Source organism: Flavobacterium sp. (assembly GCF_965277525.1).
In the GTDB taxonomy this organism is placed as follows: domain Bacteria; phylum Bacteroidota; class Bacteroidia; order Flavobacteriales; family Flavobacteriaceae; genus Flavobacterium.
This window is the reverse complement of sequence record NZ_CBDIDC010000003.1, coordinates 154,484-180,349: the sequence shown is the minus strand read 5'-3', so window position 1 is coordinate 180,349 and position 25,866 is coordinate 154,484. Positions and strand designations below refer to the sequence as shown.

The 25,866-nt window shown below is 33.2% G+C and carries 28 protein-coding genes and 5 tRNA genes; 19 read left to right on the top strand and 14 right to left on the bottom strand.

Annotated features, from left to right (window positions below; genetic code table 11):
- Nucleotides 1–65 precede the first annotated feature (65 nt).
- From ACQY44_RS07500 to ACQY44_RS07470, 7 genes are all read left to right on the top strand, one after another.
- Entirely contained in the window at nt 66–638 is a 573-nt protein-coding gene (locus tag ACQY44_RS07500) for a Crp/Fnr family transcriptional regulator (RefSeq protein ID WP_428229774.1), read from the top strand.
- 77 nt (nt 639–715) lie between these two features.
- Complete coding sequence (locus ACQY44_RS07495) at nt 716–1,150, top strand: carboxymuconolactone decarboxylase family protein (protein WP_428229773.1); 435 nt, start codon at nt 716–718, stop codon at nt 1,148–1,150.
- A gap of 169 nt (nt 1,151–1,319) precedes the next feature.
- On the top strand, nt 1,320–1,871 hold the full coding sequence (locus ACQY44_RS07490) for a hypothetical protein (protein WP_428229772.1): 552 nt from the start codon (nt 1,320–1,322) through the stop codon (nt 1,869–1,871).
- Complete coding sequence (locus ACQY44_RS07485) at nt 1,868–2,002, top strand: tetratricopeptide repeat protein (protein ID WP_428229771.1); 135 nt, start codon at nt 1,868–1,870, stop codon at nt 2,000–2,002. The genes ACQY44_RS07490 and ACQY44_RS07485 overlap by 4 nt, the downstream gene beginning before the upstream one ends.
- A gap of 198 nt (nt 2,003–2,200) precedes the next feature.
- Nucleotides 2,201–2,869 (top strand): response regulator, encoded by a 669-nt coding sequence (locus ACQY44_RS07480; protein ID WP_428229770.1) that lies wholly within the window; start codon nt 2,201–2,203, stop codon nt 2,867–2,869.
- Between the two features lie 81 nt (nt 2,870–2,950).
- Complete coding sequence (locus ACQY44_RS07475) at nt 2,951–3,205, top strand: hypothetical protein (protein ID WP_428229769.1); 255 nt, start codon at nt 2,951–2,953, stop codon at nt 3,203–3,205.
- Nucleotides 3,206–3,449: 244 nt separating this feature from the next.
- Nucleotides 3,450–4,253 (top strand): endonuclease/exonuclease/phosphatase family protein, encoded by an 804-nt coding sequence (locus ACQY44_RS07470; RefSeq protein ID WP_428229768.1) that lies wholly within the window; start codon nt 3,450–3,452, stop codon nt 4,251–4,253.
- On the opposite strand, the gene ACQY44_RS07465 is transcribed toward ACQY44_RS07470, so the two are convergent.
- The 10 genes from ACQY44_RS07465 to tgt all read right to left on the bottom strand — a co-directional run bounded on the left by ACQY44_RS07465 (nt 4,254) and on the right by tgt (nt 14,505).
- The gene (locus ACQY44_RS07465) at nt 4,254–5,513 is read right to left on the bottom strand and encodes an asparagine synthetase B (protein WP_428229767.1); all 1,260 of its coding nucleotides are present in this window, start codon (nt 5,511–5,513) and stop codon (nt 4,254–4,256) included. It lies immediately after the preceding gene.
- Between the two features lie 338 nt (nt 5,514–5,851).
- Nucleotides 5,852–6,517 (bottom strand): response regulator, encoded by a 666-nt coding sequence (locus tag ACQY44_RS07460; RefSeq protein ID WP_428229766.1) that lies wholly within the window; start codon nt 6,515–6,517, stop codon nt 5,852–5,854.
- A gap of 111 nt (nt 6,518–6,628) precedes the next feature.
- Nucleotides 6,629–7,420, bottom strand: a complete 792-nt coding sequence (locus ACQY44_RS07455; protein WP_428229765.1) for a sensor histidine kinase — start codon at nt 7,418–7,420, stop codon at nt 6,629–6,631.
- Entirely contained in the window at nt 7,417–7,878 is a 462-nt protein-coding gene (locus ACQY44_RS07450; protein WP_428229764.1) for a hypothetical protein, read from the bottom strand. Before ACQY44_RS07450 ends, ACQY44_RS07455 begins: the two co-directional genes overlap by 4 nt.
- Before the next feature lie 192 nt (nt 7,879–8,070).
- Nucleotides 8,071–8,430 carry a hypothetical protein gene (locus tag ACQY44_RS07445; protein WP_428229763.1) on the bottom strand — a complete coding sequence of 120 codons (360 nt, stop codon included), beginning with the start codon at nt 8,428–8,430 and terminating at the stop codon, nt 8,071–8,073.
- 134 nt (nt 8,431–8,564) lie between these two features.
- Complete coding sequence (gene dnaB, locus ACQY44_RS07440) at nt 8,565–10,109, bottom strand: replicative DNA helicase (RefSeq protein WP_428229762.1); 1,545 nt, start codon at nt 10,107–10,109, stop codon at nt 8,565–8,567.
- A 140-nt stretch (nt 10,110–10,249) separates the two neighbouring features.
- The gene (locus ACQY44_RS07435) at nt 10,250–11,203 is read right to left on the bottom strand and encodes an acetyl-CoA carboxylase carboxyltransferase subunit alpha (RefSeq protein ID WP_428229761.1); all 954 of its coding nucleotides are present in this window, start codon (nt 11,201–11,203) and stop codon (nt 10,250–10,252) included.
- 112 nt (nt 11,204–11,315) lie between these two features.
- Nucleotides 11,316–12,203 carry a DMT family transporter gene (locus ACQY44_RS07430; protein ID WP_428229760.1) on the bottom strand — a complete coding sequence of 296 codons (888 nt, stop codon included), beginning with the start codon at nt 12,201–12,203 and terminating at the stop codon, nt 11,316–11,318.
- The gene (locus tag ACQY44_RS07425) at nt 12,190–13,278 is read right to left on the bottom strand and encodes an LptF/LptG family permease (protein ID WP_428229759.1); all 1,089 of its coding nucleotides are present in this window, start codon (nt 13,276–13,278) and stop codon (nt 12,190–12,192) included. The genes ACQY44_RS07430 and ACQY44_RS07425 overlap by 14 nt, the downstream gene beginning before the upstream one ends.
- A gap of 96 nt (nt 13,279–13,374) precedes the next feature.
- On the bottom strand, nt 13,375–14,505 hold the full coding sequence (gene tgt / locus ACQY44_RS07420) for a tRNA guanosine(34) transglycosylase Tgt (RefSeq protein ID WP_428229758.1): 1,131 nt from the start codon (nt 14,503–14,505) through the stop codon (nt 13,375–13,377).
- A 434-nt stretch (nt 14,506–14,939) separates the two neighbouring features.
- Between tgt and ACQY44_RS07415 the strand changes: the two genes are divergently transcribed.
- The 4 genes from ACQY44_RS07415 to ACQY44_RS07400 all read left to right on the top strand — a co-directional run bounded on the left by ACQY44_RS07415 (nt 14,940) and on the right by ACQY44_RS07400 (nt 18,429).
- Nucleotides 14,940–15,812: a polysaccharide deacetylase family protein gene (locus ACQY44_RS07415; protein ID WP_428229757.1), complete on the top strand. Its 873-nt coding sequence runs from the start codon at nt 14,940–14,942 to the stop codon at nt 15,810–15,812.
- A 192-nt stretch (nt 15,813–16,004) separates the two neighbouring features.
- Nucleotides 16,005–16,304: a hypothetical protein gene (locus ACQY44_RS07410; protein ID WP_428229756.1), complete on the top strand. Its 300-nt coding sequence runs from the start codon at nt 16,005–16,007 to the stop codon at nt 16,302–16,304.
- 249 nt (nt 16,305–16,553) lie between these two features.
- Nucleotides 16,554–17,402: a transketolase gene (locus tag ACQY44_RS07405; protein WP_428229755.1), complete on the top strand. Its 849-nt coding sequence runs from the start codon at nt 16,554–16,556 to the stop codon at nt 17,400–17,402.
- A 73-nt stretch (nt 17,403–17,475) separates the two neighbouring features.
- Nucleotides 17,476–18,429: a transketolase family protein gene (locus tag ACQY44_RS07400; RefSeq protein WP_428229754.1), complete on the top strand. Its 954-nt coding sequence runs from the start codon at nt 17,476–17,478 to the stop codon at nt 18,427–18,429.
- Nucleotides 18,430–18,635: 206 nt separating this feature from the next.
- Here ACQY44_RS07400 and ACQY44_RS07395 read toward each other — a convergent pair whose 3' ends face one another.
- Nucleotides 18,636–19,832, bottom strand: coding sequence for an FKBP-type peptidyl-prolyl cis-trans isomerase (locus ACQY44_RS07395; protein WP_428229753.1), 1,197 nt, complete (start codon nt 19,830–19,832; stop codon nt 18,636–18,638).
- Nucleotides 19,833–19,911: 79 nt separating this feature from the next.
- On the opposite strand from ACQY44_RS07395, the gene ACQY44_RS07390 reads away from it, so the two are divergent.
- A complete protein-coding gene (locus tag ACQY44_RS07390) occupies nt 19,912–20,301 on the top strand; it encodes an RNA-binding S4 domain-containing protein (protein ID WP_428229752.1) in 390 nt (129 codons plus the stop codon).
- 168 nt (nt 20,302–20,469) lie between these two features.
- Nucleotides 20,470–20,970, top strand: a complete 501-nt coding sequence (locus ACQY44_RS07385; RefSeq protein ID WP_428229751.1) for a phosphoribosyltransferase domain-containing protein — start codon at nt 20,470–20,472, stop codon at nt 20,968–20,970.
- Here the strand turns inward: ACQY44_RS07385 and ACQY44_RS07380 are convergent.
- A complete protein-coding gene (locus ACQY44_RS07380) occupies nt 20,962–21,480 on the bottom strand; it encodes a shikimate kinase (protein ID WP_428229750.1) in 519 nt (172 codons plus the stop codon). The genes ACQY44_RS07385 and ACQY44_RS07380 overlap by 9 nt on opposite strands.
- A 127-nt stretch (nt 21,481–21,607) precedes the next feature.
- On the opposite strand from ACQY44_RS07380, the gene ACQY44_RS07375 reads away from it, so the two are divergent.
- The 5 genes from ACQY44_RS07375 to ACQY44_RS07355 all read left to right on the top strand — a co-directional run bounded on the left by ACQY44_RS07375 (nt 21,608) and on the right by ACQY44_RS07355 (nt 22,478).
- A tRNA-Lys gene (locus tag ACQY44_RS07375) sits at nt 21,608–21,680 on the top strand.
- 40 nt (nt 21,681–21,720) lie between these two features.
- Nucleotides 21,721–21,793 (top strand) — tRNA-Lys (locus ACQY44_RS07370).
- Between the two features lie 42 nt (nt 21,794–21,835).
- A tRNA-Leu gene (locus ACQY44_RS07365) sits at nt 21,836–21,918 on the top strand.
- 376 nt (nt 21,919–22,294) lie between these two features.
- Nucleotides 22,295–22,367 (top strand) — tRNA-Lys (locus ACQY44_RS07360).
- A gap of 38 nt (nt 22,368–22,405) precedes the next feature.
- A tRNA-Lys gene (locus ACQY44_RS07355) sits at nt 22,406–22,478 on the top strand.
- Between the two features lie 383 nt (nt 22,479–22,861).
- Here ACQY44_RS07355 and ACQY44_RS07350 read toward each other — a convergent pair.
- Nucleotides 22,862–23,557, bottom strand: a complete 696-nt coding sequence (locus ACQY44_RS07350) for a hypothetical protein (protein WP_428229749.1) — start codon at nt 23,555–23,557, stop codon at nt 22,862–22,864.
- On the bottom strand, nt 23,554–24,540 hold the full coding sequence (locus tag ACQY44_RS07345; RefSeq protein WP_428229748.1) for a hypothetical protein: 987 nt from the start codon (nt 24,538–24,540) through the stop codon (nt 23,554–23,556). The genes ACQY44_RS07350 and ACQY44_RS07345 overlap by 4 nt, the downstream gene beginning before the upstream one ends.
- Before the next feature lie 376 nt (nt 24,541–24,916).
- On the opposite strand from ACQY44_RS07345, the gene ACQY44_RS07340 reads away from it, so the two are divergent.
- Nucleotides 24,917–25,864: a DUF4421 family protein gene (locus ACQY44_RS07340; protein WP_428229747.1), complete on the top strand. Its 948-nt coding sequence runs from the start codon at nt 24,917–24,919 to the stop codon at nt 25,862–25,864.
- Nucleotides 25,865–25,866 lie beyond the last annotated feature (2 nt).

The following is a 25,866-nucleotide window of genomic DNA, read 5'->3' as shown; positions in this document are numbered from 1 at the left end:
TCTGAAATTCTAACTTTTAACAACGATTATAAGAAGTACATTTGCATATAATAAAAACCATAAACATGCATAAAGCACTTTTGCAACATATTGAAAAGTTCGTAACATTAGAACCCTCAGATATTAATATTTTAGAATCTTCTTTAAGCGCTTCTATAGTCAAAAAAAAGGAACTTGTATTACAGGAAGGTCAGGTTTGTAATACATTGTATTTCGTTATAAAAGGCTGCATGCGGCAATACATTATAAATTCAAAAGGAAGTGAGCAAACATTACAATTTGGCATCGAAAATTGGTGGATTACAGATTACTTAAGCTATCACAATCATATTCCGTCTCATTTTTATATACAAGCAGTAGAAAGGTCAGAAGTAATTGCTTTAGAAAAACCTGCGTTAGAAGCTATATTAATTCAGATTCCTAAACTGGAGCGATATTTTAGAATTGTTGCCCAAAAATCATTTGGTGCCGCACAAATGCGAATCAAATTTTTATTCACTATGTCAGCTGAAGAAAGATACCACCATTTTAATAACCTGCATCCGGAATTTGTACAACGAGTTCCTCAATATATGCTTGCCTCCTATCTTGATTTCTCAGCAGAATTTATGAGTAAAATTAGAGCCGGAAAAGTATAACTCAATTTCTTGAAGTAGTTCAAGTTTTTTAAAGACGAAATCCCGGAAATTTGTATCAAACTTAAAAAATAGATAAAATGAAAGCAAGAATCGTTATTCCAAATGTTGCTCCGGAAGCTTATGAAGCTTTAATAAACTTAGAAAAATATAGTGCTACTACCTCACTAACTCCTATTCAGAAAGAATTAATAAAAATCCGCACTTCACAAATAAACGGTTGTGCGTTTTGCATCAACATGCATACCACTGACGCCAGAAAATATGGCGAAACTGAAAAGCGCATTTACCTATTAAACGCCTGGCGTGAGGCTGATGTTTACACTGAAGAAGAGAAAGCAATTTTAGCTTTGACCGAAGAAATTACACTGATAAGCAATCATGTTTCTGACGAAGTATATCAAAATGCAGCCCGTCTTTTTGACGATAAATATTTAGCCGAAATCATACTAGTAATTATAACAATTAACTCATGGAACAGGCTAGCAATAGCCACAGGGATGAGAGCAGTATAATCTTATAATGATAATTTACAACATTCTGAAAAATGAAAACCCTCTTTAAAAGAGGGTTTTATTTGTATATAGCTCTAACGAAGCATTAAAAAATTCATATTTAACAAAATTAAAGAAAATACTACATTTATACTCTTTTTTAAGCGCTTAAATTCTTTATTTTTGACGCATGATACCCGAAAAAATACATCATCATCTCTGCATACTTTTTACTATAATAGTTTTTCTTTCCTGCCAAAAGAAAAATACTGAAACTACAAAACCTCAAGTAGAAAAACTTATCCTTATTGCAGACCGTTTTTATAACAATAAAAACTTTGACAGTGCCTTTTATTATTACAACAAAGCAACGTTTGTTTGTAATCCGATAACAGATACGGAGAATTACATTAGCACTTTAAACGATATAGCAGGCATTCAGCAAAATCATGCCGACTACGTTGAAAGTGAATCTACGCTAAAGGAGGCAATACCTTTTTTTAAATACATCAAAAACCCAGCGTATAAATGGACTACTTACGTCACTTTAAGCATCAACTATTTAAACACCTATGACTATAAAAATGCCATATTGTACAACAAAAAAGCACTACTACCAGAAGTAAAACCATGGCAAAAGTTAGCTGCAGAAAACAATATTGCGGTTATATTGATGGAACAAGAAAAATATGATCAGTCTCTTCAAATTTTTCTTCCTATATCAACAAAAAAGAAGTCATGATCGATGACGAGTTTTATGCTAGAGCATTATATAATATAGGTTTTTGCTACTTTAAGATAAATGATTTTAAAAAAGCTTTTTACTACTTTAATAAAAGCCTTGAAATAAGACAAAAAGAAAAAACCTTTTGACTTAGGAAGGAGTTATCTTCATTTTGCAAAATATTCTAAAAAAAGCAATCCTTATTTAGGAAAAAAAAAGCCAATTTTAAAAAAAGGACTACAAAATGTGGAAAACCGTATTAAAACTATAAATGGAAATATTATTTTTGACAACAATTTAGAAAAAGGCTTTAAATAAAGTTTCTCTTTCCCATATAAACCCGTGATATGTTCAAAAAAGTATTAGTTGCAGAAGATTTAGATAGTATAAGCATAGCCGTGATTCAAGTCCTTGAAGATTTAAAAATTCCTACAATAGATCACGTCAAATATTGTGATGATGGTTTATTAAAAATAAAAAGAGCATTGATTGAAAATGAACCTTATGATTTGCTTATAAGCGATTTATCATTTAAATCAGATCATCGTGATATAAACCTTTCCTGCGGTGAGGAACTTATTGAAGCCGCAAATCAAGTCCAGACCAATTTAAAAAAAATCGTATTCTCTATTGAGGATAAATCATATCGTATAAAATCTCTTTTTTATGATTTAGGGATTAACGCATACGTTTCTAAAGGAAGAAATAGTATGACTGAACTGCGAAAGGCGATTGAAGGAACTTTTAGAAATGAAGAAAAAATACTTTCTTCAGATTTATCTTTTAATTTTAATGATAAAGCTTTGATTGAAATTGAATCGTATGACATTTCAATTTTAAAATTGTTATCTCAAGGCTATATATTAGAAAATATTTCAAGCGAATTTAAAGCTTCTTCTATCACTCCAAACGGAACAAGTAGTATTGAGAAACGAATCAATAAATTAAAAATATACTTTAAAGCAAACAATAATGTTCATTTAATTGCCATTGCAAAAGATTTTGGCCTGGTGTAAATTTTATAACCTTTTTACGGAATCCCGTAAGGAAATGTTTTTTTATAGCTCTAGATTTGTGTAGAATTTATTAACGACCTGATGAAACCTAAATCTAAAAATAGTTTTGATAAAAACTTGCAGCAAGTTTTCATCTTAAAAATTAATACTACCAAAAACAAAATTATAATGAAAACCATGTTACTTTGTCTTTTCCTGTCATTAAGTTTTGCTTTCGTTTCAGAGAAAACCGGATGGTTAGAAATAGATTGGAAAATTATTTTTATACCTGCTTTACTTGTTCTGCAAATAATAATTATAGGTACTGCGCTTAAAAATAGGTATAAAAAACATTAATTCTTTATTTTTTACACAAAGCAGAATATATCAAATATGAGCAAACTATTTTTAGTTGTCTTTATTTGTAGCATTTATCATTAAACTACCCCTAAGAAATGAATGGTAAAGGGCTTTTCACGAAATTCAAAGCATTCTCCTTAATCGACTTCATTATAAAAAATATACAAGCTTAAAATAAAATAGACTTGAGCAAAATTATTATCAAATTTTGAAATGCTTATATTTGAATTTTAAATACAGCATGAAATACTTTTTGAATCTTGTTCTCTTATTTTTTACTCTTTTTTCTTTTTCACAAACTAAAATTCTATCTTGGAATTTAGAAAACTTTGGAAAATCAAAATCTGAATCTGAATTAAATTTTATTGCCGGCACAATTGCAGGTTACGACATTATAGCAATTCAAGAAGTCGTTGCCGGACATGGCGGTGCTCAGGCTGTAGCAAAATTAGCCACACTATTAAATGAAAAAGGTTCTAAATGGGATTATACGATTAGTAACCCTACAAGCAGCAGCAGTTATAAGACCGAACGTTATGCTTTTCTATGGAAAACTAGCAAAGTAAAATTAAAAGGCAATGCCTGGTTAGAGAAAAAATACTTCCTGGAGATGGACAGAGAACCTTATTTGGCTACTTTCGAAATTAACAAAAAAACAATTACACTAGTTAATTTTCATGCTATAACAAAAAACAAACAACCAGAAACCGAAATTAAATACTTTAAGTTTTTCCCTGCCGAATATCCTAATTTGAATTTAGTCTTTATGGGGGATTTTAATTGTCCACAATCTCATACTGTATTTATTCCTTTGAAAAAAATGGGATATTCCCCTATTTTGCAAAATCAAAAAACTTCATTAAAACAAAAATGCAATACCAATAACTACTTATCATCTGAATTTGATAATATATTCTTTAAAACAAATTCTGTAACCTTTATCGATTCCGGAATAATTTCGTTCTATACACAATTCAATTCCCTGAAAGAAGCACGAAAAATATCCGATCATATTCCTATATGGTTCGAATTTTCTTTGAGGTAATTATGTTTTTAATTTTTTCTTTTTAGCTGCAGGAAACAAAACATTATTCAAAATCAAACGATAACCCGGAGAGTTGGGATGTAAATCCAAAACAGTAGGAGGATCTCCAACCTGATGCTGAAAATCCTCTGGATCATGACCTCCAAAAAAGGTAAACATCCCTTTTCCTTTTTCGCCATGAATATATCTTGACTCGCCATTAAGCTCACAGGTTCCCATTATCAAAACGTTGGATTTTATTAATGCTGTATCAAATGATGTCGTTTGTCCCATAAAACCTTTTACCAACTGTGTATGGTTCTGACATAACATACTCGGGATTGGATCCCATTTTGCTGAAAATTCCATCAAAGAAAAATAATCTTTTTCCATGGGAACTCTACGTTTCGAAGTCATGTCTATATCTGAAAACTCATATACTTCTGGTCTTCTTTCTAATGTAAAATCTTTAAAAGCAAATGAATTTCCGTAATTCAATTTTGATTGATAATTTGAATCACTGGCATCACCATCAAACATAGCCTCACAAATATCAACTCCATCCGCTGCGAGTGCGATATCAAAACTGTCCGTTGCAGAGCACATGGCAAACATGAATCCACCACCAATCACAAAGTCCCTAATTTTTTTAGCGACTGCACCTTTTTCTTGTGATACCTTGCTATAACCTAATTTTGCAGCTAACGCTTCAGCATCCCTTTTTTGTTCTATATACCAGGGCGTATTTTTATACGCTGCATAAAATTTTCCATACTGTCCCGTAAAATCTTCATGATGCAAATGCAACCAATCGTAAAGCAATAACTGATCACTTAAAACTTCTTCATCATAAATTGGCGTAAAAGGAATTTCGGCGTATGTCAAAACCAATGTCACTGCATCATCCCATGGCTGTTTTCCTTTTGGCGTATAAACTGCAATTTTAGGTGCTTTTTCCAGAATAACAGATTCCATATTTTGCGAAGGACTTGAAATATCGTTTAAAATCGAAGCTTCCTCACTATCTGAAAGAACTTCAAAACTCACTCCTCTAATCTTGCATTCCTTACGAATTTCATCTGCGTCAGGCAGCAAAAATGAGCCACCACGATAGTTAAGCAACCAACTTGCCTTATAATCTTTACTTAAACACCAATAGGTTATTCCGTATGCTTTTAGATGATTTTGCTGTGTAGTTTCGTCCATCGGGATTAAGATAAACGAGGCTTTTGCTGTTAATGAAAGTAGGAATATGAAAATATAAACTAAACTCTTATTCATTATAAAATTATTTTAGTAAAGATATAAAGGAAGCATTAATAAACACAATAGATATTCCTGTTTTATAAAGCAATAAATGTTAAATAACACTTTTAAATGTAACCATAATTTAAATCCTTCATTTCTCAAAAAACACGTAAAAACACGCATTTGCTAAAGATTTATTATTGTTACATTTGTTACCCCAGATCATCAGACTAATCAATGAAAAAAACCAAAACATGAAGTTTAATGAACCAAAGGGATTAAACATAATACAGAAAGTAGGCCTATGTGTACTTGTACTCACTATTATTTTGTACTATGTGTTATCCATTCAATATTTAACAAGCTAAAATTTAAATTGTCAAAACTGCAATTTCATTTTGAATGGCATACACAACTAATCCTGCAATATTTCTGGACTCTGTTTTTAGTAATAAATTATTACGATGCCCTTCTACGGTTCTCGGACTTAGATAAAGATGCTCTGCAATTTCTGTAGTCGTTTTTTGCTGGCAAATAAGTTGTAGAATCTCTATTTCACGGGGAGAAAGAAAACTAGTTTCCAGATTTCCTTTTGAATTTTTAGTCGAAATAATGGTTTCCTGAATTGTCTTTAAGACATTTTCGTTATAATAAAAACCTTTGTTTGCGACTTGATTGATGGTATAAATTAAATCTTTTGGAGTTGTATTTTTTATTAGATAAGCCACGGCACCAACCTGAATCATATTTGCAATAAATGATTTGGTATCATAACTTGTTAAAGCAATGATTTTAATATCAGGAAATGATTTTCGGATAATTTTTGTTGCCTCGACACCATTTAGTATAGGCATTTTCAAATCCATCACAATAATATCAGGTTTGATTGCATTATCATCTAAATTAGCAAGAAGTTCTTCTCCGTTAGCTGCTTCAAAAATAATATCAATATTATTTTCTCTTTGCAACAAAAAAGATATTCCTTTCCGAAATAAAACTTCGTCATCGACTAAAGCAATTTTAATAGCGGCACTCATTTTATTTGATTTTGGTCGTTTGGTCCGACGAAATTACAAAATATGCAGCAAAAACAGTTGAATAATACTAACATATTGGTGAAAATTGGTTTTTTACCTCAAAATTTTAACCTAAAAAGTAAAAATCACAACAATACCACTGCCAATTTGAGAGTCGAGCGTTATCGTTCCGTCCAAAAATGAAATTCGACTATCAATGTTTCTCATACCAAGGCCCTTTTGGTTTTCAGTATTTTTACTGTCAAAACCAGTTCCATTATCTTTATACTTACAGGTATTAAGTTCATTTATACTTTTAAAATCAACCCAAATTTCTGTTGCTTTTCCATGACGTAATGAATTATTCATTAATTCCTGCAGAATTCTAAAAACATGCAAATGACGATCGATGTCGTTGTCATCAAAATCAATTTGATTTTTATAATTCACTTTTACAGACTTACTGCTTTCGAATTCCTGAGATAATTCTTCAACACCGGCATTGAGTCCAAATTTTTCAAAAACCGGAGGTAATAGATTATGGGCAATCTTTCTTGAATTTTCTAACGCTTTTGCCGTTAAATTAATAATGTTATCGGTAATCTCTTTTATTTCATCTTCTGTGAGATTGGGTGAAGAAAGCAGATGTGCGTTTAATGAAACAATATTAAGCTTAGAACTAATATCATCATGTAAGTCCTGAGCAATTCGTTTTCGCTCTTCTTCTTGCGTAACGATAACTGCATGCAATTGCTCTTTTTGTAAATGAATTTCCAAATCCCTTTTTTCTACTTCTTTTTGAATGATTTTTTTTCTGGAGAAATAAAAAAACACCACTAAAAAAACTGCCACTATCATGAAAAAACATGAAGTGTACAAAATTATGGCTACTATTTCTTTTTCGTAAACCGGACTCGCAATCATATTGTTGTATTTATTTCTTTTTTAGAACTAAAGCTCACTTTCCACTCATATAAAATAAACAATTGATTCATGGCTACAAAGAAGGCATTTAGATTCCAGGTCATCAATTTAAATTCATTACTCAAGCCAATAGTCAGATTACCTACAAGAAATAATACTGTACTCGCCAGTAAATATACAATTACGCCAATTGTAATATAATAATACTTTCTGGTACCGGTAAGCATATTGTACAAATACATTAATGCAAAAAAAACGACCAGCAGGGATGTTACTACAATTTCAAGTAAATTAAATTTAAAAAATAATCCGGGTTCTAATGAATATTGAACAACTAATATCATCAAACCTGTATATAAAGAAATGGTAACTATCTTTTTTTGCAACGGATCTTCTAAAAGCATTTTATAAAATATTCCTAACAAAACAAACTGTCCTATAAAATACAAATGAATCAAATAGAGGTTGTTTTTATGAAAGAAAAGCAGAATCTCCATTGCAAGCTGAACCACTACTAACAAAAGGAGATAACCAGAATACGTTTGAAAGGCTTTCCCAAATCTGGAAAAGCCCTTAGAATATAATATGAAGTTGATTATTAAAATTAAATAACCAAAGTATGTAAAAAAAAGATACAGCATGCTGTTCAATTAAAGTGGACTTTCAGGATCTCCGTTTGGAGGACATGGACGGGTAGCATCATAAGCAACAGCATCATTCTCAAATTCGCTTCCTGATTTGAAAACATCTCTGTAAATGCCTGTTTTTTTATCTAATTTAGTACCAACGAATAATAAAACCTGCTCCCCTGCATTATTAATACCTTTATAAGCACGAACAGCATCAATATCCTGATCTAGTACTAACTTTAGAGATTCCAAAGGAATTAGATAGGCATCTACTTTCTTCTTACCTTCTTCATTTTCTGCCGGAGCTTTACGATATTTATCTACCCATACCTTAGCCTCAGTTAAGGCGACTTCTACACTTCCCAGATTTTCTTTAGACATAATATAATTTGTTTTTGGTTAAAGGTTAATATGCAATTGTTCGATCAATTGTTTCGCTAAACTACTCATTTTTATCAAAGAAATTAACAATTAGACATAAAAAAAGCCTCACAAAGAGGCTTTAACTTTTTTTGTTAAAATGGAACATCACTATCATCATCGTCATCATTTAAATTGCTGCCAAAAGCTTCATTAGCCGAAGGCAGGCTTTTAGTTATGAACGGATTGTCTTCATGATTCATTTTTGATGGTAAATCATCATAACTACCGGAGAAATCATCCAGGTTATCAAATTTTCCAAGGTGTCCTATAAATTTCAATCGAATATTTTCAATACCACCATTACGGTGTTTAGCAATCATTATCTCTGCCTGGCCTGCAGTTGGCGATGCCTCATCATCATCCCATTCTTCAATTTTGTAATATTCTGGTCGGTATAAGAACGAAACAATATCAGCATCCTGCTCAATCGCTCCGGATTCACGAAGATCCGACAGCAATGGACGTTTACTGGATCCACGCGTTTCAACGGCACGTGATAACTGAGAAAGTGCAATTACAGGAACGTTTAGCTCTTTTGCCAGGGCCTTTAAGTTTCGGGAAATGGTCGAGATTTCCTGCTCACGATTTCCTCCTCCTTTATTATTTCCTCCAGCAGTCATCAACTGCAAATAATCAATAATTATAATCTTGATACCGTGTTGCGAAACCAGACGACGACATTTTGCTCTTAAATCGAAAATAGAAAGTGATGGCGTATCATCAATAAATAAAGGCGCCTTTTCCAGGTTTTTTACCTTGGTACTTAACATCGTCCACTCGTGTGGCTCTAATTTACCTGTACGTAATTTTTCTGATGACAGTCCTGTTTCTGACGAAATTAACCTCGTAATCAACTGAACCGATGCCATCTCAAGAGAAAACAAAGCCACACCATGCCCATACTGAATAGCGATATTTCTTGCCATCGAAAGTACAAAGGCAGTTTTTCCCATCGCAGGTCTCGCCGCGATAATAATTAAATCGCTGGGCTGCCATCCGGAAGTCAGTTTATCCAGATTCGTAAAACCGGTTTCGACACCACTTAAACCTTCTTGTTTTGCAATCTCCTCAATCTTCTTTTTAGCCTGAAGTACTAAACTCTGAGCAGTTTCAGAACTACGTTTAATATTTCCTTGTGTTACTTCATATAGTTTTGATTCGGCCTGATCAAGCAAATCAAAAACATCAGCAGTTTCATCATAAGACGCTTCGATAATTTCAGTAGAAATACGAATCAAACTTCTTTGGATAAACTTTTGAAGAATGATACGCGAGTGAAATTCGATATGCGCCGAAGATGCAATTTTTTGAGTAAGCTGAATTAAATAAAAATCACCACCAGCCAATTCTAACTTTCCATTTTTTTTCAACTGAGTCGAAACCGTCAACAAGTCAATTGGCTGTGTTTCGGTAAAAAGCTGAACGATTGCTTCAAAAATATATTTATGTGCCTCTTTATAAAAAGCATCCCCTTGCAAAATATCAATTACATCATCAACTCCTTTTTTATCAATCATCATTGCCCCAAGCACAGCTTCTTCTAAATCAAGAACTTGCGGAGGAAGTTTTCCTTTTTCTAAACTAATAATTGAGGGTTTATTTACCTTTGCAGGATTTACATTTTTGAAATTTTCCATATAGCGAAAGTAGCAAAATTTAAAAAAAAATTGCTATCGAGTTATAACTATTAATTGTTTATAAATAAGTTTATTTTGTTCATAACCAAAAAAAAATCCGAAACGGTAAGGCTTCGGATTTTAAATCGTTTTGCATGAATTTACTCTTTATACTCGCCCATATTACTATATTTGTCCATTCTTTGGGCAATTAAGTCGGCTGTTGATAAGTCTTTCAATTCATTATATCCTTTGGTAACGTATTCCGCAACCGTTTTAAAAGTAGTTTCGCGGTCATAATGTGCTCCACCAAGCGGTTCAGGTATTACATCATCTACTAATTTTTGTCTCTTCATATCAGACGAAGTCAATTTTAAAGCATCGGCAGCACGTTCTTTGTACTCCCAGCTTTTCCATAAAATAGACGAACATGATTCCGGCGAAATTACAGAGTACCAAGTATTTTCTAACATGTATACTTTATCACCAACACCTATTCCTAAAGCTCCTCCGGAAGCCCCTTCACCAACGATAATCGTAATGATTGGTACTTTCAAACGAACCATTTCAAAAATATTTCTGGCAATAGCTTCTCCTTGTCCTCTTTCTTCGGCTTCAAGTCCCGGATATGCACCCGGAGTATCTACTAAAGTCAAAACCGGAATTCCAAATTTCTCTGCCATTTTCATCAAACGCAAAGCTTTACGGTATCCTTCAGGATTTGCCATACCAAAGTTACGGTACTGGCGTGTTTTTGTATTAAAACCTTTTTGCTGACCTACAATCATAAACGACTGACCGTTTATTTTTCCTAACCCACCAACCATGGCTTTATCATCTTTAAAATTTCTGTCTCCATGAAGTTCTAAAAATGTATCTCCACAAATTGCTCTGATATAATCTAAAGTATAAGGTCTGTTTGGATGCCTTGACAGCTGAACTCGTTGCCAGGCTGTAAGGTTTTTGTATATGTCTTTCTTAGTTTGTTCTAATTTTTTGTTGATTTCCTTGCAGGTAGATGTTACATCAACATCAGATTCTTTTCCAATTATAACACACTTTTGTAACTGTTCTTCAAGTTCTTTTATTGGAAGCTCAAAATCTAAATATTCCATGGATTTTTGAATTTTGTTTGTAAATCGAACCGCAAATATAAAAATATTATATCATTGGTGTGATTAAATCGTATTTAAAATGTAAAAATGTAATTTAAAAATAAGGAAATTATTACACTTCTTTCTTATTTTTATAATGTTTAAAAACGCCATTTAAGATCACTGTAATTACAATTATCAAGGCGCCAATATAAAATTCTGTACTCATTTTTTCTTTTCCTCCCAGAATAAAATAAGCCAGCATAATTCCGTAAACAGGCTCTAAATTAGTCGTTAACATAACGGTATACGGAGTCAGTTTCTGCATTACTTTGACCGATGCCGTAAAAGCGTACGCCGTACAAACCGAAGCCAAAACCAATAGTAAAATCCAGTTATTTAATGACATTGTAAAGAAATCAGCATTGAATTTTCCTTGTACTAAAAAATAAATTGAAATAAAGAAAACTCCTGCACCAAACTCATAAAACGTAATTACTGAAGGTTCATGATCGGAAATTAACTTCCCATTCATCAGAGTAAACAATACCCCAAGAATGATAGAAGCCAGGGCATAATACATTCCGTGCAGGTACTTCACTTCCACCTGCATAATTAAAGCCAAACCAGCGATGATAATCAATCCGAAGAAAACTTCATAAAATAATATCTTTCTTCCGTAAAAAAGTGGCTCCAGTAAAGAGGCAAAAAAAGCACCTAACGAAAATATCGAAAGTGTTATAGAAACATTAGAAACATGAATAGCTTTAAAAAAGAAAATCCAATGAAGCGCAATCAACAATCCAACAAAAATTAATTTGGCAAATGATGTTGCTGATATTACAAAGGATTGTTTTTTATATACTATAAAGGCGGCCAGAAAAACGCCTGCAAGAAACATTCTGAACCAAACTAAATTTTCGGCATCAATGGTTATCAAAGCGCCAAGAATAGCCGTAAAACCCCAGATAAAAACAATTAAATGAAGATTTAAATAACTTTTTAAATTATCGTTTCGCATTGCGTAATAAGTAAACCGCCAGAATTCCGAAAACAATATTCGGGAACCAGACTGCTAATAAGGGTGAGAAAGTAGATTTTTCGGCAAGAGTACCAAATATTTTGTCAAAAAAGACAAATGAAAAGGCAATCGCAATTCCAATAGCAAGATTCGTTCCCATACCACCACGACGTTTCATAGACGAAACCGCAACAGCAATAATCGTTAGGATAAAGGCAGAAACCGGTACACTATATTTTTTATAAAGTACCACTAAGTAGGTATTGATATTTCCTGAACCTCTTTTACGTTCTTTTTCAATAAAATCGATCAATTTCCCCAAAGGCAGTGTCTCCGCAATATAAACAACCGGAGTTAAATCTGCCAGTTCAAATTTGAAAGCAACATTCTTTTCAGGTACTTTTTCGATCTTATCATTAAGTTCTCCAAGTGTCCTTTTGGTATAATCATACAAAATATAGATCTTCTTTTTCGGATCCCATTTAATACGACTAGCTGTAATTTTATACGTCATTTTTTCTTTTTCAAAATGTTCTAACGTAAAATTAAAAGCTGTTTTAGACTCTTCATTAAAACTATTTACAAAGATAAAATCGTTATCATTAATCTGTCTGTATACGTTTGTATTTTCACCTCGCATCAGCTGCTTTCCATTTCCTTTCAAATAGGTATACCTGAAATTATTGAAGCCTTCGCTGGCAGCGGGAACGATGAAAAACCCCATTAAAAGTACAAAAACCGAAACGATAGAAGCACCAATAATATACGGTCGTAAAAAACGGGTAAAAGAAATCCCGGAACTTAAAATCGCAATAATCTCCGTATTATTCGCCAATTTTGAGGTAAACCAAATTACCGACAAAAACAAAAATATCGGAAATAAAGAGTTCGCAAAATAAACGGTAAAGTTGTAGTAATAGATTGCGATTGCAGTAAACGGAATCTTATTTTCCAGCATTTTATTCACCTTTTCAGAGACGTCAATTACAATTCCAATCGGAATAAATAATAAGATCATCACCGAGAAAGTGGCTAAATATCTTTTTAAAATATACTTATCTATTATCGTCAGCATAGATTTGTTTTTGTTTTAAGTTTCAAGTTTTATTTGTTTCAAGTTTCAGGTTTCAGTGAAGAACTTGAAACTTGAAACATGCGACTTGACACTTTTTTATAGTCTTTGACTCATATTTTTAACCATCATTTCTTTCCATGGTCTAAAATCTCCTGCTAAGATATGTTTTCTCGCTTCACGAACCAACCACATGTAAAAACCAAGATTATGAATCGTTGCAATTTGTTTTCCTAAATATTCATTAGCCGCAAATAAGTGACGCAAATATGCTTTTGTGTATTCTGTATCTACAAAAGTATGTCCCATTTCGTCGATTGGAGAGAAATCGTCTTCCCACTTCTTATTTTTGATGTTGATTGTTCCGTTTGCTGTAAACAACATACCATTTCTGGCATTACGAGTTGGCATTACACAGTCGAACATATCAATCCCTAACGCAATATTCTCCAAAATATTAATCGGAGTTCCCACTCCCATTAAGTAACGTGGCTTATCTTCCGGTAAAATTTCGCAAACAACTTCTGTCATGGCGTACATTTCTTCTGCAGGTTCCCCTACTGACAATCCGCCAATTGCATTTCCTTGTTGTCCGGAATTGGCAATATATTCAGCTGATTGTTGGCGCAAATCTTTATAAGTACTTCCCTGAACAATCGGAAAAAATGTTTGCTCGTAGCCGTATTTAAAAGGCAATTTATCTAAATGACTAATACAACGATCCAACCAACGGTGTGTCATGTGCATCGAGCGCTGCGCATATCTGTAATCACAAGGATAAGGCGTACATTCATCAAAAGCCATGATAATATCAGCCCCAATCGTACGTTGAATCTCCATTACACTTTCCGGTGAAAAAAAGTGATACGAACCATCAATGTGTGACTTAAACTTTACTCCTTCTTCCTTAATTTTTCTGTTATTCGAAAGAGAATACACCTGATATCCACCAGAATCCGTCAAAATATTACGATCCCAATTCATAAATTTATGCAATCCACCCGCTTTTTCAAGAATTTCAGTTTGCGGACGCAGGTATAAATGATATGTATTTCCCAGAATAATATCCGGATTAATATCTTCTTTAAGCTCACGTTGGTGCACCCCTTTTACCGAAGCTACAGTTCCAACAGGCATAAAAATAGGCGTTTCAATTACGCCATGATCTGTAGTAATACTTCCCGCTCTCGCTTTAGATTGCGGATCTTTTTGCAATAAATCAAACTTCATCTGTTTCTTTTTTCAGTCGGCAAAGATAGGCAATTTGAGGAAATTTTAATTAGTTAATTTGTCAATTAGAAAATTAGATAATGATGCTTCATCAACCTGGAATTTGGGATTTTAAAAAATGTAAACTTTAAAGTTTTTGAGCATTTCCTAATCGCGATAGCTATCGGGAGCTACCGCTACCATACCTAACGCAAAAAAAGACGTGACAGTTTGACAAGAAATTTTTAAATTTGAATAAAATCCGGCAAAGTTAGTGAAGCTCATCGGAGCTGAACCCTCAGACTTAACGGAGTCAAAATAACTTACTGAGCGGAGTCGAAATGTCAGGCGGAGTCGAAGCACCACAAAGTAAATCCCCTAATAAAATAACAATAATAAATCTGTTTGAATCCGTAAAAATCCGCATATCATCTATCCACCTAGAAAAAATAAAAATGAACTTAGCTCAAAAACTTGGATATCCTGAAGATACCAAACTCTTAATCATTCATGCCGATGATGCCGGATTATCACATTCCGAAAATCAGGCTACTATAAAAGGGCTTCAAAACGGATCCGTAAATTCCTATAGTATAATGGTTCCCTGCGCATGGTTCTTTGAAATGGCAACATTTGCCAAAAATAATCCGGATTACGATTGCGGAATTCATCTCACACTAACTTGTGAGTGGGAAAACTACAAATTTGGCCCACTTCTTCCTGTTACTGAAGTTCCAAGTTTAGTCGATCAAAACGGTTATTTCTATAAAACCAGAGCCGATTTTAAGAACAATGCAATTCCATCCGAAATAAAAAAGGAACTCACCGCCCAAATTGAAAAAGCATTACAATTCGGAATCCGACCAACACATCTCGATTCTCATATGTGCAGCGTTGGTGTTACTCCTGAAATTTTAGAAATTTACAAAGAACTGGGAAAAACATATCATTTACCTGTTTTCATCAACAAACAATTTGTTGATTCTATAAGCTTATCTGATGAGAAATATAATTTTGAAAACACTCTTTTAGCTGATCACCTTTTAATTGGAAACTTTAGTGATTTCGAAAAAGGTCACCTGCGGCATTCTTATGCAAAAGCACTGGATAACATTCAGTCCGGATTCAATGTTTTCCTGCTTCATCCGGCTTTTGATGATTTCGAGATGCAAGGCATCACAATCCATCATCCTAATTTTGGTTCAGCATGGCGCCAAACCGACTTTAATTTTTTTACAAGTGAAGAATGCAAATCAAAACTAAAAGAAAATAATATTCAATTGATTACCTGGAGCGATATTAAGAAAATCAGAGAATTTGTCAATTAGAAAACGAGATAATTATCAAACATACAAAGTGGGTTTTTATTTAATATCTCAGTTTTAAAATTGGAATTTGGGTTTTAAAAATTGGAATTTAAATCAAAAGATGCGAATACTACAACTTTCTGATTTAAAAATTATAACAATACCAAAGCATAGATTTTATAACTTTATAGAATACTATAAAAAAAAGAAATCATGATAAATTCAGAAGAAAAAAATCCAGCAAACGAAAATGAAATCGAAAAAAACCTGGAAGAATTAGATTATCCTGCTTCAGAAGACATTTACACCAATGAGGACAAGCTTGAAGACATTGATCCTGAAGAAATTTCTACAGAAAAAATCATCAATCAGGACAATCATGAATGGAAACAAAATAGTGACAAACTCGGAAACGATTTAGACATTCCAGGTTCAGAACTTGACGACCAACAGGAAGACATTGGCTCTGAAGATGAAGAAAATAATTTTTACAGTGAAGGTGATACTGAATAAAATCTTTTTTCACATTCAATTGAACAAACTCTTAAGTCCCAAATCGGGACTTTTTTTATGCTTTTTCGGCAAAAAAAAGGATCGATTTTATTCTCTCATTCAAAAAATCCAAAATAATACGACGTTTTTTTTAACATCTACAAAAAAAGGCCTATAATTTAACAATTACGCCAAACTAAAGCGAAAAATCATTTGTCAGCCCGCAAAATAACAATTACTTTTGCATTCAGTTTAACTTTTACATATAAAATGAAGCCTAACACACAACAATTAAGCGATTTAACTATCCAAGTAAGAAGAGATATTCTTCGAATGGTACATGCTGTCAACTCAGGTCACCCAGGTGGTTCACTAGGTTGTACTGAATTTTTGGTTACACTGTACCAAAATATCATGGAGCGTAAAGAAGGTTTTGATATGGACGGAATTGGAGAAGATCTTTTTTTCCTTTCAAATGGTCATATTTCTCCTGTATTTTATAGCGTATTAGCACGTAGCGGTTATTTCCCTGTTTCAGAACTTGCAACTTTCAGATTATTAAACTCACGTTTACAAGGACATCCAACAACTCACGAAGGATTACCTGGAGTTCGTATTGCTTCTGGTTCATTAGGACAAGGTTTATCTGTAGCTCTTGGTGCTGCTCAAGCTAAAAAATTAAATGGTGACAATCATATCATTTATTCTTTACACGGAGACGGTGAGCTACAAGAAGGTCAAAACTGGGAAGCGATCATGTATGCTTCTGCCAAAAAAGTAGACAATATCATTTCGACTATTGACCTAAATGGAAAACAAATTGACGGAACAACTGACGAAGTTTTACCAATGGGAAGCATTCGTGCTAAATTTGAAGCTTTTGACTGGGACGTTCTTGAAATCAAAGAAGGTAACAATATCGATGCAATACTTGCTGGCTTGAATGATGCTAAATCAAGAACCGGAAAAGGAAAACCAGTTTGTATACTATTACATACTGAAATGGGTAACGGAGTTGACTTTATGATGCACACACATGCATGGCACGGAAAAGCACCAAGCAATGATCAATTGGCAAGTGCCTTAGCTCAAAATACCTCAACTTTAGCAGATTATTAAAAATAGCTTTAAGCTTTAAGCAGTAAGCTATATGCCTATTGCCTGCAGCCTATTGCGTACAGCAAAAAATAAAATGAAAAAATATACAAATACAGGAAGTAAAGACACCCGCTCCGGCTTTGGAGCAGGAATGACTGAACTAGGTCAAAAAAACGAAAATGTTGTAGCACTTTGCGCAGATTTAATCGGATCGTTAAAATTTGATGATTTCAAAAAAAATCACCCGGAGCGTTTTTTCCAAATTGGTATCGCAGAAGCTAATATGATTGGTATCGCTGCCGGTTTAACCATTGGCGGGAAAATTCCTTTTACAGGAACTTTCGCTAACTTCTCTACCGGAAGAGTTTACGATCAAATTCGTCAATCTGTTGCTTATTCTGATAAAAATGTAAAAATTTGTGCTTCTCACGCTGGTCTAACACTTGGTGAAGACGGAGCTACACACCAAATACTTGAAGATATTGGTTTAATGAAAATGTTGCCTGGAATGACTGTAATCAATACTTGCGATTATAACCAAACAAAAGCAGCTACATTAGCATTAGCAGATCATCATGGTCCTGCTTACTTACGTTTTGGTCGTCCGGTTGTACCTAACTTTACTCCTGCTGATGAGCCTTTCGTAATTGGAAAAGCAATTTTATTAAGCGAAGGAACTGACGTTACGATTGTAGCAACAGGACATTTAGTTTGGGAAGCTCTTATTGCTGCTGAGGCTTTAGAGGCAAAAGGAATTTCTGCTGAAGTAATCAACATTCATACTATTAAACCTCTTGACGAAGAAGCGATTTTAAAATCAATAGCTAAAACAAAATGTGTGGTAACTGCTGAAGAACACAATATTCTTGGAGGTCTTGGAGAAAGTATTTCAAGAGTATTGGCTTTAAACACGCCAGCTCCTCAAGAATTTGTTGCTGTAAACGATAGTTTTGGTGAATCTGGAACTCCTGAGCAATTAATGGATAAATACAAATTAAACAATCAGGCAATTGTTGAAGCTGTAGAAAGAGTGATCAAAAGAAAATAATTTTAGATTTTTTCTTACTTTATACCAAAAACCTCGAAATCACTTTCGAGGTTTTTTTACGTCCAAAACTAAATTTAAGCCTGTTTTAAAGAATGCATTTCATCTAAATGAGTACCTCAACCTGATAATTTATCTAAATTGAAATCACAAAATCATAAAAAAACCCCGAAATCACTTTCGAGGTTTTCAATATCTTAAACTAATTTTTAATTTTGTTTAATAGGATACGTTTTATCCAAATGTATCCTTAATCTTGGAATAGCCGTATAATCTTCAGGTAAATAAGCTTTTACATTAGTAGAAGATTCTGCTTTAGTAGGATCTGCCAGTGCTCCTGTAGGCCTTCTTGGAATTCCTCTAGGCTCTGTTTCATCTGTATTGGGTGTAGCCGGATTGTCTACAATAGGATCCCAAGGATAATATAACCTGTTTCCATAATTTATACCATTAACGATCCCAATTTGACCCGTAGGTTTAGTAATTTCAAAACGGGTTGTAAAACCGTCTCCGTCATCATCAAAATCTAAAAAATCAGGAATACCATCTCCGTCAGTATCATCAACTAAATTAGTAGGTGGACTTGGGTATTTCTTTGTATCTCTAAAATCATAAAGATAACCATCGCCATTAATGTCCTCTAAATAATCAGGAACACCATCACCAAGAAACACTGGTTGTCCAGTACTAGATGAAACACTAAACTCATTATCCATTCTCTGAAGATCAAACAACTTAAAACTAAAAACTATAGGAGTATAAGCCGGAACACTACCACCAGTGCTACCTGATGCATAATATGCTAAACCAGAAGGCAAAAACATAACTCCTGCACCAAAATCACTATACGTTACAACACCAGTAGAAGGATTTGTTGTAGAAGTACCCTTTCTAAACTTAGGAAAAATCTCTGACCATCCTTCTATTACAGTATTTTCACTAGCATATGGAAATAAATTATGAGTAGTAGGATATCCGTAAGATGAATCAAAAATAGTATTATTTAATAAATTTCCTGTGTAAGAAGCTACAATTTTATCAGTATTAGTAGGCGATTCACCAGTACCTTCTCTTAAAATTAGATAATATACATTATAGTTAACATCATTACTATATACAGGCCTTGTTTTTAAAGTATAGGTTTTCTGATCCCAGATTGAAACATTTCCATCGCCTGCCACTATTTTTTTTATCACAACATCCTGATCTTGTGGAGTTCCAGGGCTATTGATAACAGTGATATAATTAGTTTTTAAATATTTTTCGATTGAATCATTATCTGCTTTATACTGTACAGCATAATCTCTTAAAGGAACGGTTACTACATCATCATCATCACTTTTATTACAAGAAACCAAAGAAATACCCGCAAGCAATAAAACAAAATAATATTTAAATTTATTCATTATTGTTAATTTTTTAAGTGCGCAAGATACAATATTGATTTATTTTTGTAAAGAATTTAACTTTGATTTTAGAAAAATTATGAGAATAGATAAATACTTATGGTGCGTGCGTTATTACAAGACCAGAAACATGGTGACTGAAGCGTGCAAAAAAAACCATATTACTGTAAATGGGCAAGTTGCAAAACCATCAAAAGAGGTTTTTCCCTCGGATAAAATTACCTTTAGAAAAGATCAAATCACGCAAATTATTACCGTACTCGACATCCCTGAAAGTCGTGTGGGAGCAAAATTGGTAGATATTTACAGAAAAAATGAAACTCCTACTGAAGCTTATGCACATTTAGAATTATTAAAACTATCTAAAGAGCATTATCGCAAAACCGGAACAGGAAGGCCAACTAAAAAAGACAGAAGGGATATTGACGAATATGGGAATGATATTATTGATGAGGAAGAAGAAAGTTAAATTCCAATCTTTCAAATTCCAAATTGCAACAATAACAAACAATAAAATCTCAATGATGAAATTCCAAATTCCAAAAAGATCTAAAATCAAAACCTCAATACTGGAATTTGGAATTTCATATATTGAAAATTCAAAACCTAAATTTGTACATTAGCAAAAAAATAAATCATGAGCAAAAACATCATCTTAACGAATCAGGAAATAGAACACAAAATAAAACGTATTGCCTACCAGATATACGAGACTTTTGTTGATGAAGAAGAAATTGTAATTGCCGGAATTGCTTCAAACGGATCTATTTTTGCCCAAAAAATCGCATTAGCCTTAAGTACAATTTCAACACTTAAAGTTTCTATTTGCGACGTTAGGGTCGACAAACAAAATCCACAATTACCTATACAGACTTCTTTAACTAAGGAAGAATACGAAAACAAAGGACTAGTACTGGTCGATGATGTCCTGAATTCGGGCACAACTTTAATCTATGCTGTTCGTCATTTCTTAGACGTTCCGTTGAAGAAATTCAAAACAGCGGTACTTGTAGATCGAAACCACAAAAAATACCCTGTAAAAGCAGATTTTAAAGGAATCTCTTTATCAACATCTTTACTTGAGCATGTTCAGGTTGTTTTTGATGACAATGATGGCGATTATGCCTTTTTAAGCTAAGATCCCTAAAATATCCTGAACCGTTTCTTCGATAGTTTTATCATCCACCGAAATTTTATATTGCGCGTGGTTGTAATAATAACTTCTATCGAACAAATGCTTTGCGATAAATTCTTTCATTTCTTCTTCATTCATATTAGCAATTAACGGGCGTTTGCTTTTGTTATGGAGTAATCTATTATATAAAGTATCTATAGAAGCCTTTAAATAAATAGAAGTGACATCATCACTTTTTAATAATTCATGATTATTGGCATAACAAGGTGTCCCTCCGCCTAAACCTATGATGTTATTTTCTGAAGACTGAAGTAACTCTACAAATATTTCGTGTTCTAATTTTCTAAAATGGATCTCTCCAAATTGCTCAAAAATCTCATTTATTGATAAATTTGCTTTTTTTTCAATGCATTTATCTAAATCCAGAAACGGAATATTTGTAATTTTTGACAGGTTTTGGGCAATTGTTGACTTTCCGCAGCCCATATATCCTAATAATATAATCTTTTTCATTTTAATAAGAACCTATAAATTAAGGCGTTGTAAATTTTGTTTAAAAAAAGACAAATTTATAATAAATAAGCTTGCAAATATCAAAAATAACTCCTTATATTTGCACCCGCATTCAAGGAAAGAATATGACTCGATAGCTCAGTTGGTAGAGCACATCACTTTTAATGATGGGGTCCTGGGTTCGAGCCCCAGTCGGGTCACAAAATTTGTGATTTACAAAATACTTTCCTTGATAGCAATGACTCGATAGCTCAGTTGGTAGAGCACATCACTTTTAATGATGGGGTCCTGGGTTCGAGCCCCAGTCGGGTCACAAAAGGTTGAGTATTTATTTACTTGACCTTTTTTAGTTTTTGGCCACGTGGAGAAACGGTAGACTTGCCATCTTGAGGGGGTGGTGCTCGTAAGGGCGTGTGGGTTCAAATCCCACCGTGGTCACTAAATGGGACAAAGAAGACTATTTCTTCTTTGTCCCATTTTTAATTATTCCTCTTCAGGTCTTGTTCTTTTGATCTTTTGTAATTATTGATAGATTTTTTAAATTATTCTATAGCAATAAGAAGAAGTTCATAAAAAAATTAAACCCAGGCATAATTAAATTTCTTTTAAAAAACTCAAATTTTATAACAAAAAAGGCTCAAACTCTAAACCAGCAAGAGCAGCAAAAGTCAAAACAGGCAAAATCTACTTTACTTTTTTTTTGTTTCTGCCTCCATTTCAGCCCGTTAATTCTACATTAAATTAAACTTAAAATAAGGTATGATATTTCAAAAATAACTCCTTATATTTGCACCCGCGTTCAAGAATTGAATATGACTCGATAGCTCAGTTGGTAGAGCACATCACTTTTAATGATGGGGTCCTGGGTTCGAGCCCCAGTCGGGTCACAAATTGTGATTCACAATAGAAGATTCTTGAAAGCAATGACTCGATAGCTCAGTTGGTAGAGCACATCACTTTTAATGATGGGGTCCTGGGTTCGAGCCCCAGTCGGGTCACAGAAAAGGTCAAGTATTAATTTACTTGGCCTTTTTTTATTTTAGATCGTGTAGAGCAATGGCAGATTTGCCATTTTAAACTTACAGACATTACAAAGCATTAATTGTTACTGAAGAAGAAATTAAAAACTTTCCAGAAGAAACTTCATCATTCATTATAGTTGTAATTGTAACGTAATTAACAAATTGATAGAAGCTTATCGGGAAAAAGATGCTCTGCATGAATGTTTGTTAATAGCTAAAAAACATAGAAGCAAACATTTCGAAAAATTACTAAGCGAAAAATTTCTTTTTTTTCTGAACATACATTATAATAAGAAAGAGGTCCTTGCGAGACCTCTTTCTTAGCTTATTTCAATAATTTATTTCAATTTGACAAATCACTAATCCTGCTTAAATGATTTTAGCGTTCCATCATTATTAAATTGTATCAGGTATTTTTCACGGCTTCCGCTTATACTTGTAGGGTACCACTGCATCTCATTTCCCCATATCGAAACATAAGCACTCGTTAGCGGCTTTGCCCCTTCTATTTCTTGTGCTTTCTTATTATAAATAGCGGTCAGTTTAGCCACATTCTCAAATCTAATCTTATTAAGCGGAACCAAACGTTTCTGAACATCGTCCTTTACCGATAACTGAATAGGTCTGGGCTCAGACCATTTATTATCTTTATAGTCGTATCCATCAACGTATTTAGGGTTTGTAGGATGCTGAAGCATAATATTAATACTTCCGTCATCATAAAAATAAGCAATCGAATAAACAAAAATCTCCTTTCCGGCATATTGAGGTAATTTCCGTAACGATTCCTCCGCTTTTTCTAATGCTTTTGTATCGGTTAAAAAGTTTATATTTTCATTTTCAACATGTATTTGCGTTTGAACCGTAGTATGTTTTTCTATTGCACTATTAATCATAGTCTGAACATCCGGCTGATTATTACCGGAAGCAGGTTTTTCTTTGTCTTTATTAACTAAAGTATCACCAGGCTTAAATGTTTCGTTAATACTTTTAGAAATCTGATCGCAGCTCCAAAAAAATGTGCCGCAAATTATTAAGAGGATTAATTTCTTCATACAATAGCATTTAAATCGCCTGCAAAAGCAATTTGTTTTGGATTTTCTTCCAGATAAAAAATTTCTATTTGTTCTTGCTTGGTAAGATCCAGGTCAAGAAGCCCAATCACTTTTTTCAAGCTACATTTATGAACCTGATGTCTATTATCCGTATACTCAAGTTCAAAGCGAATCATAGGCTGTTCGTTAATATACGTTCCGGTTTGACTTGCCTTAATAAGTTTTGCCCAGGTTTTTACTCCTTTGAACTTAATCAACATTGAATCACTATTTACACCTGTAAGTTTAGCCAAAATAAATCTTAGAAAATATCTGTAAAATAAAAGAACCGCCGGACATACAATCAATGGATGACCAAAACTCATAAAACGCCATCCCCAACCATAACTTTCTGTTTGGTACGAATAGCAATAATACCCAAGCACTGCTGCTACAACAATAAACCACATCAATATTCTAAAAAAAAGACTTGTTATATTTATACTCGCTTTTGTGGTTGCAATTATAAAATAAGGAGACTCTTTCATATCCCGATCAAGAATCAAACTTATTTTCTTTCCAGCTTCAAAACGACGCTCATGAGGTTTAACATCTGTAATAATTGTTTTGTGAGTGATTTCGGCATCAGCAAGATTTCTAAACAATAATTCAAGGTCATAAGTATCATGTTTCGCTTTTGGCCTGGAAATTTTTACTGCATTTAAGATTTTTGCCTCCCGCGCTACTCCAGTAGTTTTGATATGTTCGAGATTTCTTTTTGTTATAAGAATCTGTAAGATCCATTTTCGAAAATAGCCAATTAGCAAAATCACCCAAAGAATAAGGGATATTAAAACAATACTTAATCCCAGCCAGGGATTTTTATCTTTTAATGTATTTACATCAAATTCGCTATTAATCGCATAGTACATGACCATAGGAAAAGGAATTGCAAAAAAGAACATATAGAGCGACCAGAAAATAATAACAAAATTTTTTTTCATTCCTTTTAATAATTTGGGGTTATTAATTAAAACGTTTTATTGCAGTAAAAATTATTTTACCAAAACTGTAAAATACAAATCAAAACAAGACTATAAGATTGTTAAACAACCAGATAGTATTCAAATTTACATAAAATAGTATACCAGAAAAGAAATTAGAATAAAAATTAATGCTTTAGAACTAAGAACTCTTCAAGTAGTTTGTTCACATTAAAAACAAATAAATACAGAATAAAGATCGGATTTTACCCGAACAGATCTGAATTTATAACGTAAGATCATTTATTATCCATTACTTTTATAATCTAAAAACACTTTTAAAAAAAGAAGCTTTATCTTACGTAATAACAATAATTATTTTTCGTTTGACTTCATAATGAAATTGCATTTTACTCTCTTATTTTTTTTTATACTTCCCTGTTTTTGCATCGCTCAAATCGATACGACGTATATCAAGCCTTTTGACAATAAGCTTTCCGTGAGCTCATACCTATCGATGAAATTCATTTCGATGGAACAGGAAGTAAACGGTCATCTTAAAAGCTTCATGCCCAATAGCCCTATGAGCTTAGGTTTAGGTGTTTCTATCAACAATACTATAATTAACTTAAGTTATGGATACAGTTTGGGTTTTCTGAAAGATGACGAAAAGGGAAAAACAAAAGCACTGGATTTTCAAATCCATAATTATGGACGAAAGTTTATTATTGACCTTTTTGTCCAAAAATATCGCGGGTTTTATACTGCGGATAACAATGATAAAAATATAGAATTATATCCCGATTTAAACATTCAGCAATATGGCGCATTTGGACAATATGTTTTTAATAATAAGAAATTCTCCTATAAAGCTGCTTTTAATCAAAATGAAAGACAATTAAAATCAGCAGGAAGTTTTTTACTGGGAGGAGGGATCTATTTTACCAAAATAGGTTCAGACAGTTCTTTTGTACATAAGAGCAGAAATTCTTTGCGCAATTTCCAATTTGGCGTCAGTGGAGGTTATGCTTATACCTGGGCAATTAGCAAACGTTGGTTTGCTAGCGGTTCTGCCACGGTAGGAGCTAATTTCGGTTCTGAAAGAATTACTAATTTTGGCAAACAAAAAATAGAAATATATCCCACATTTTTTCCAAGAACCGCAATCGGATATAATAAAGAAAAATGGTCTCTCGGGTTATCTTATGTAAACAACCTTATATTTTCATCATTTTCAGACACAAATAATAACAATATCAGTTTATCTTCCGGGAATTTTCAGATTGCTTATATATGGCGGTTTGATTCTACCCCTTTTTGGGGCAAAAAACCAAAATTAGATTAATA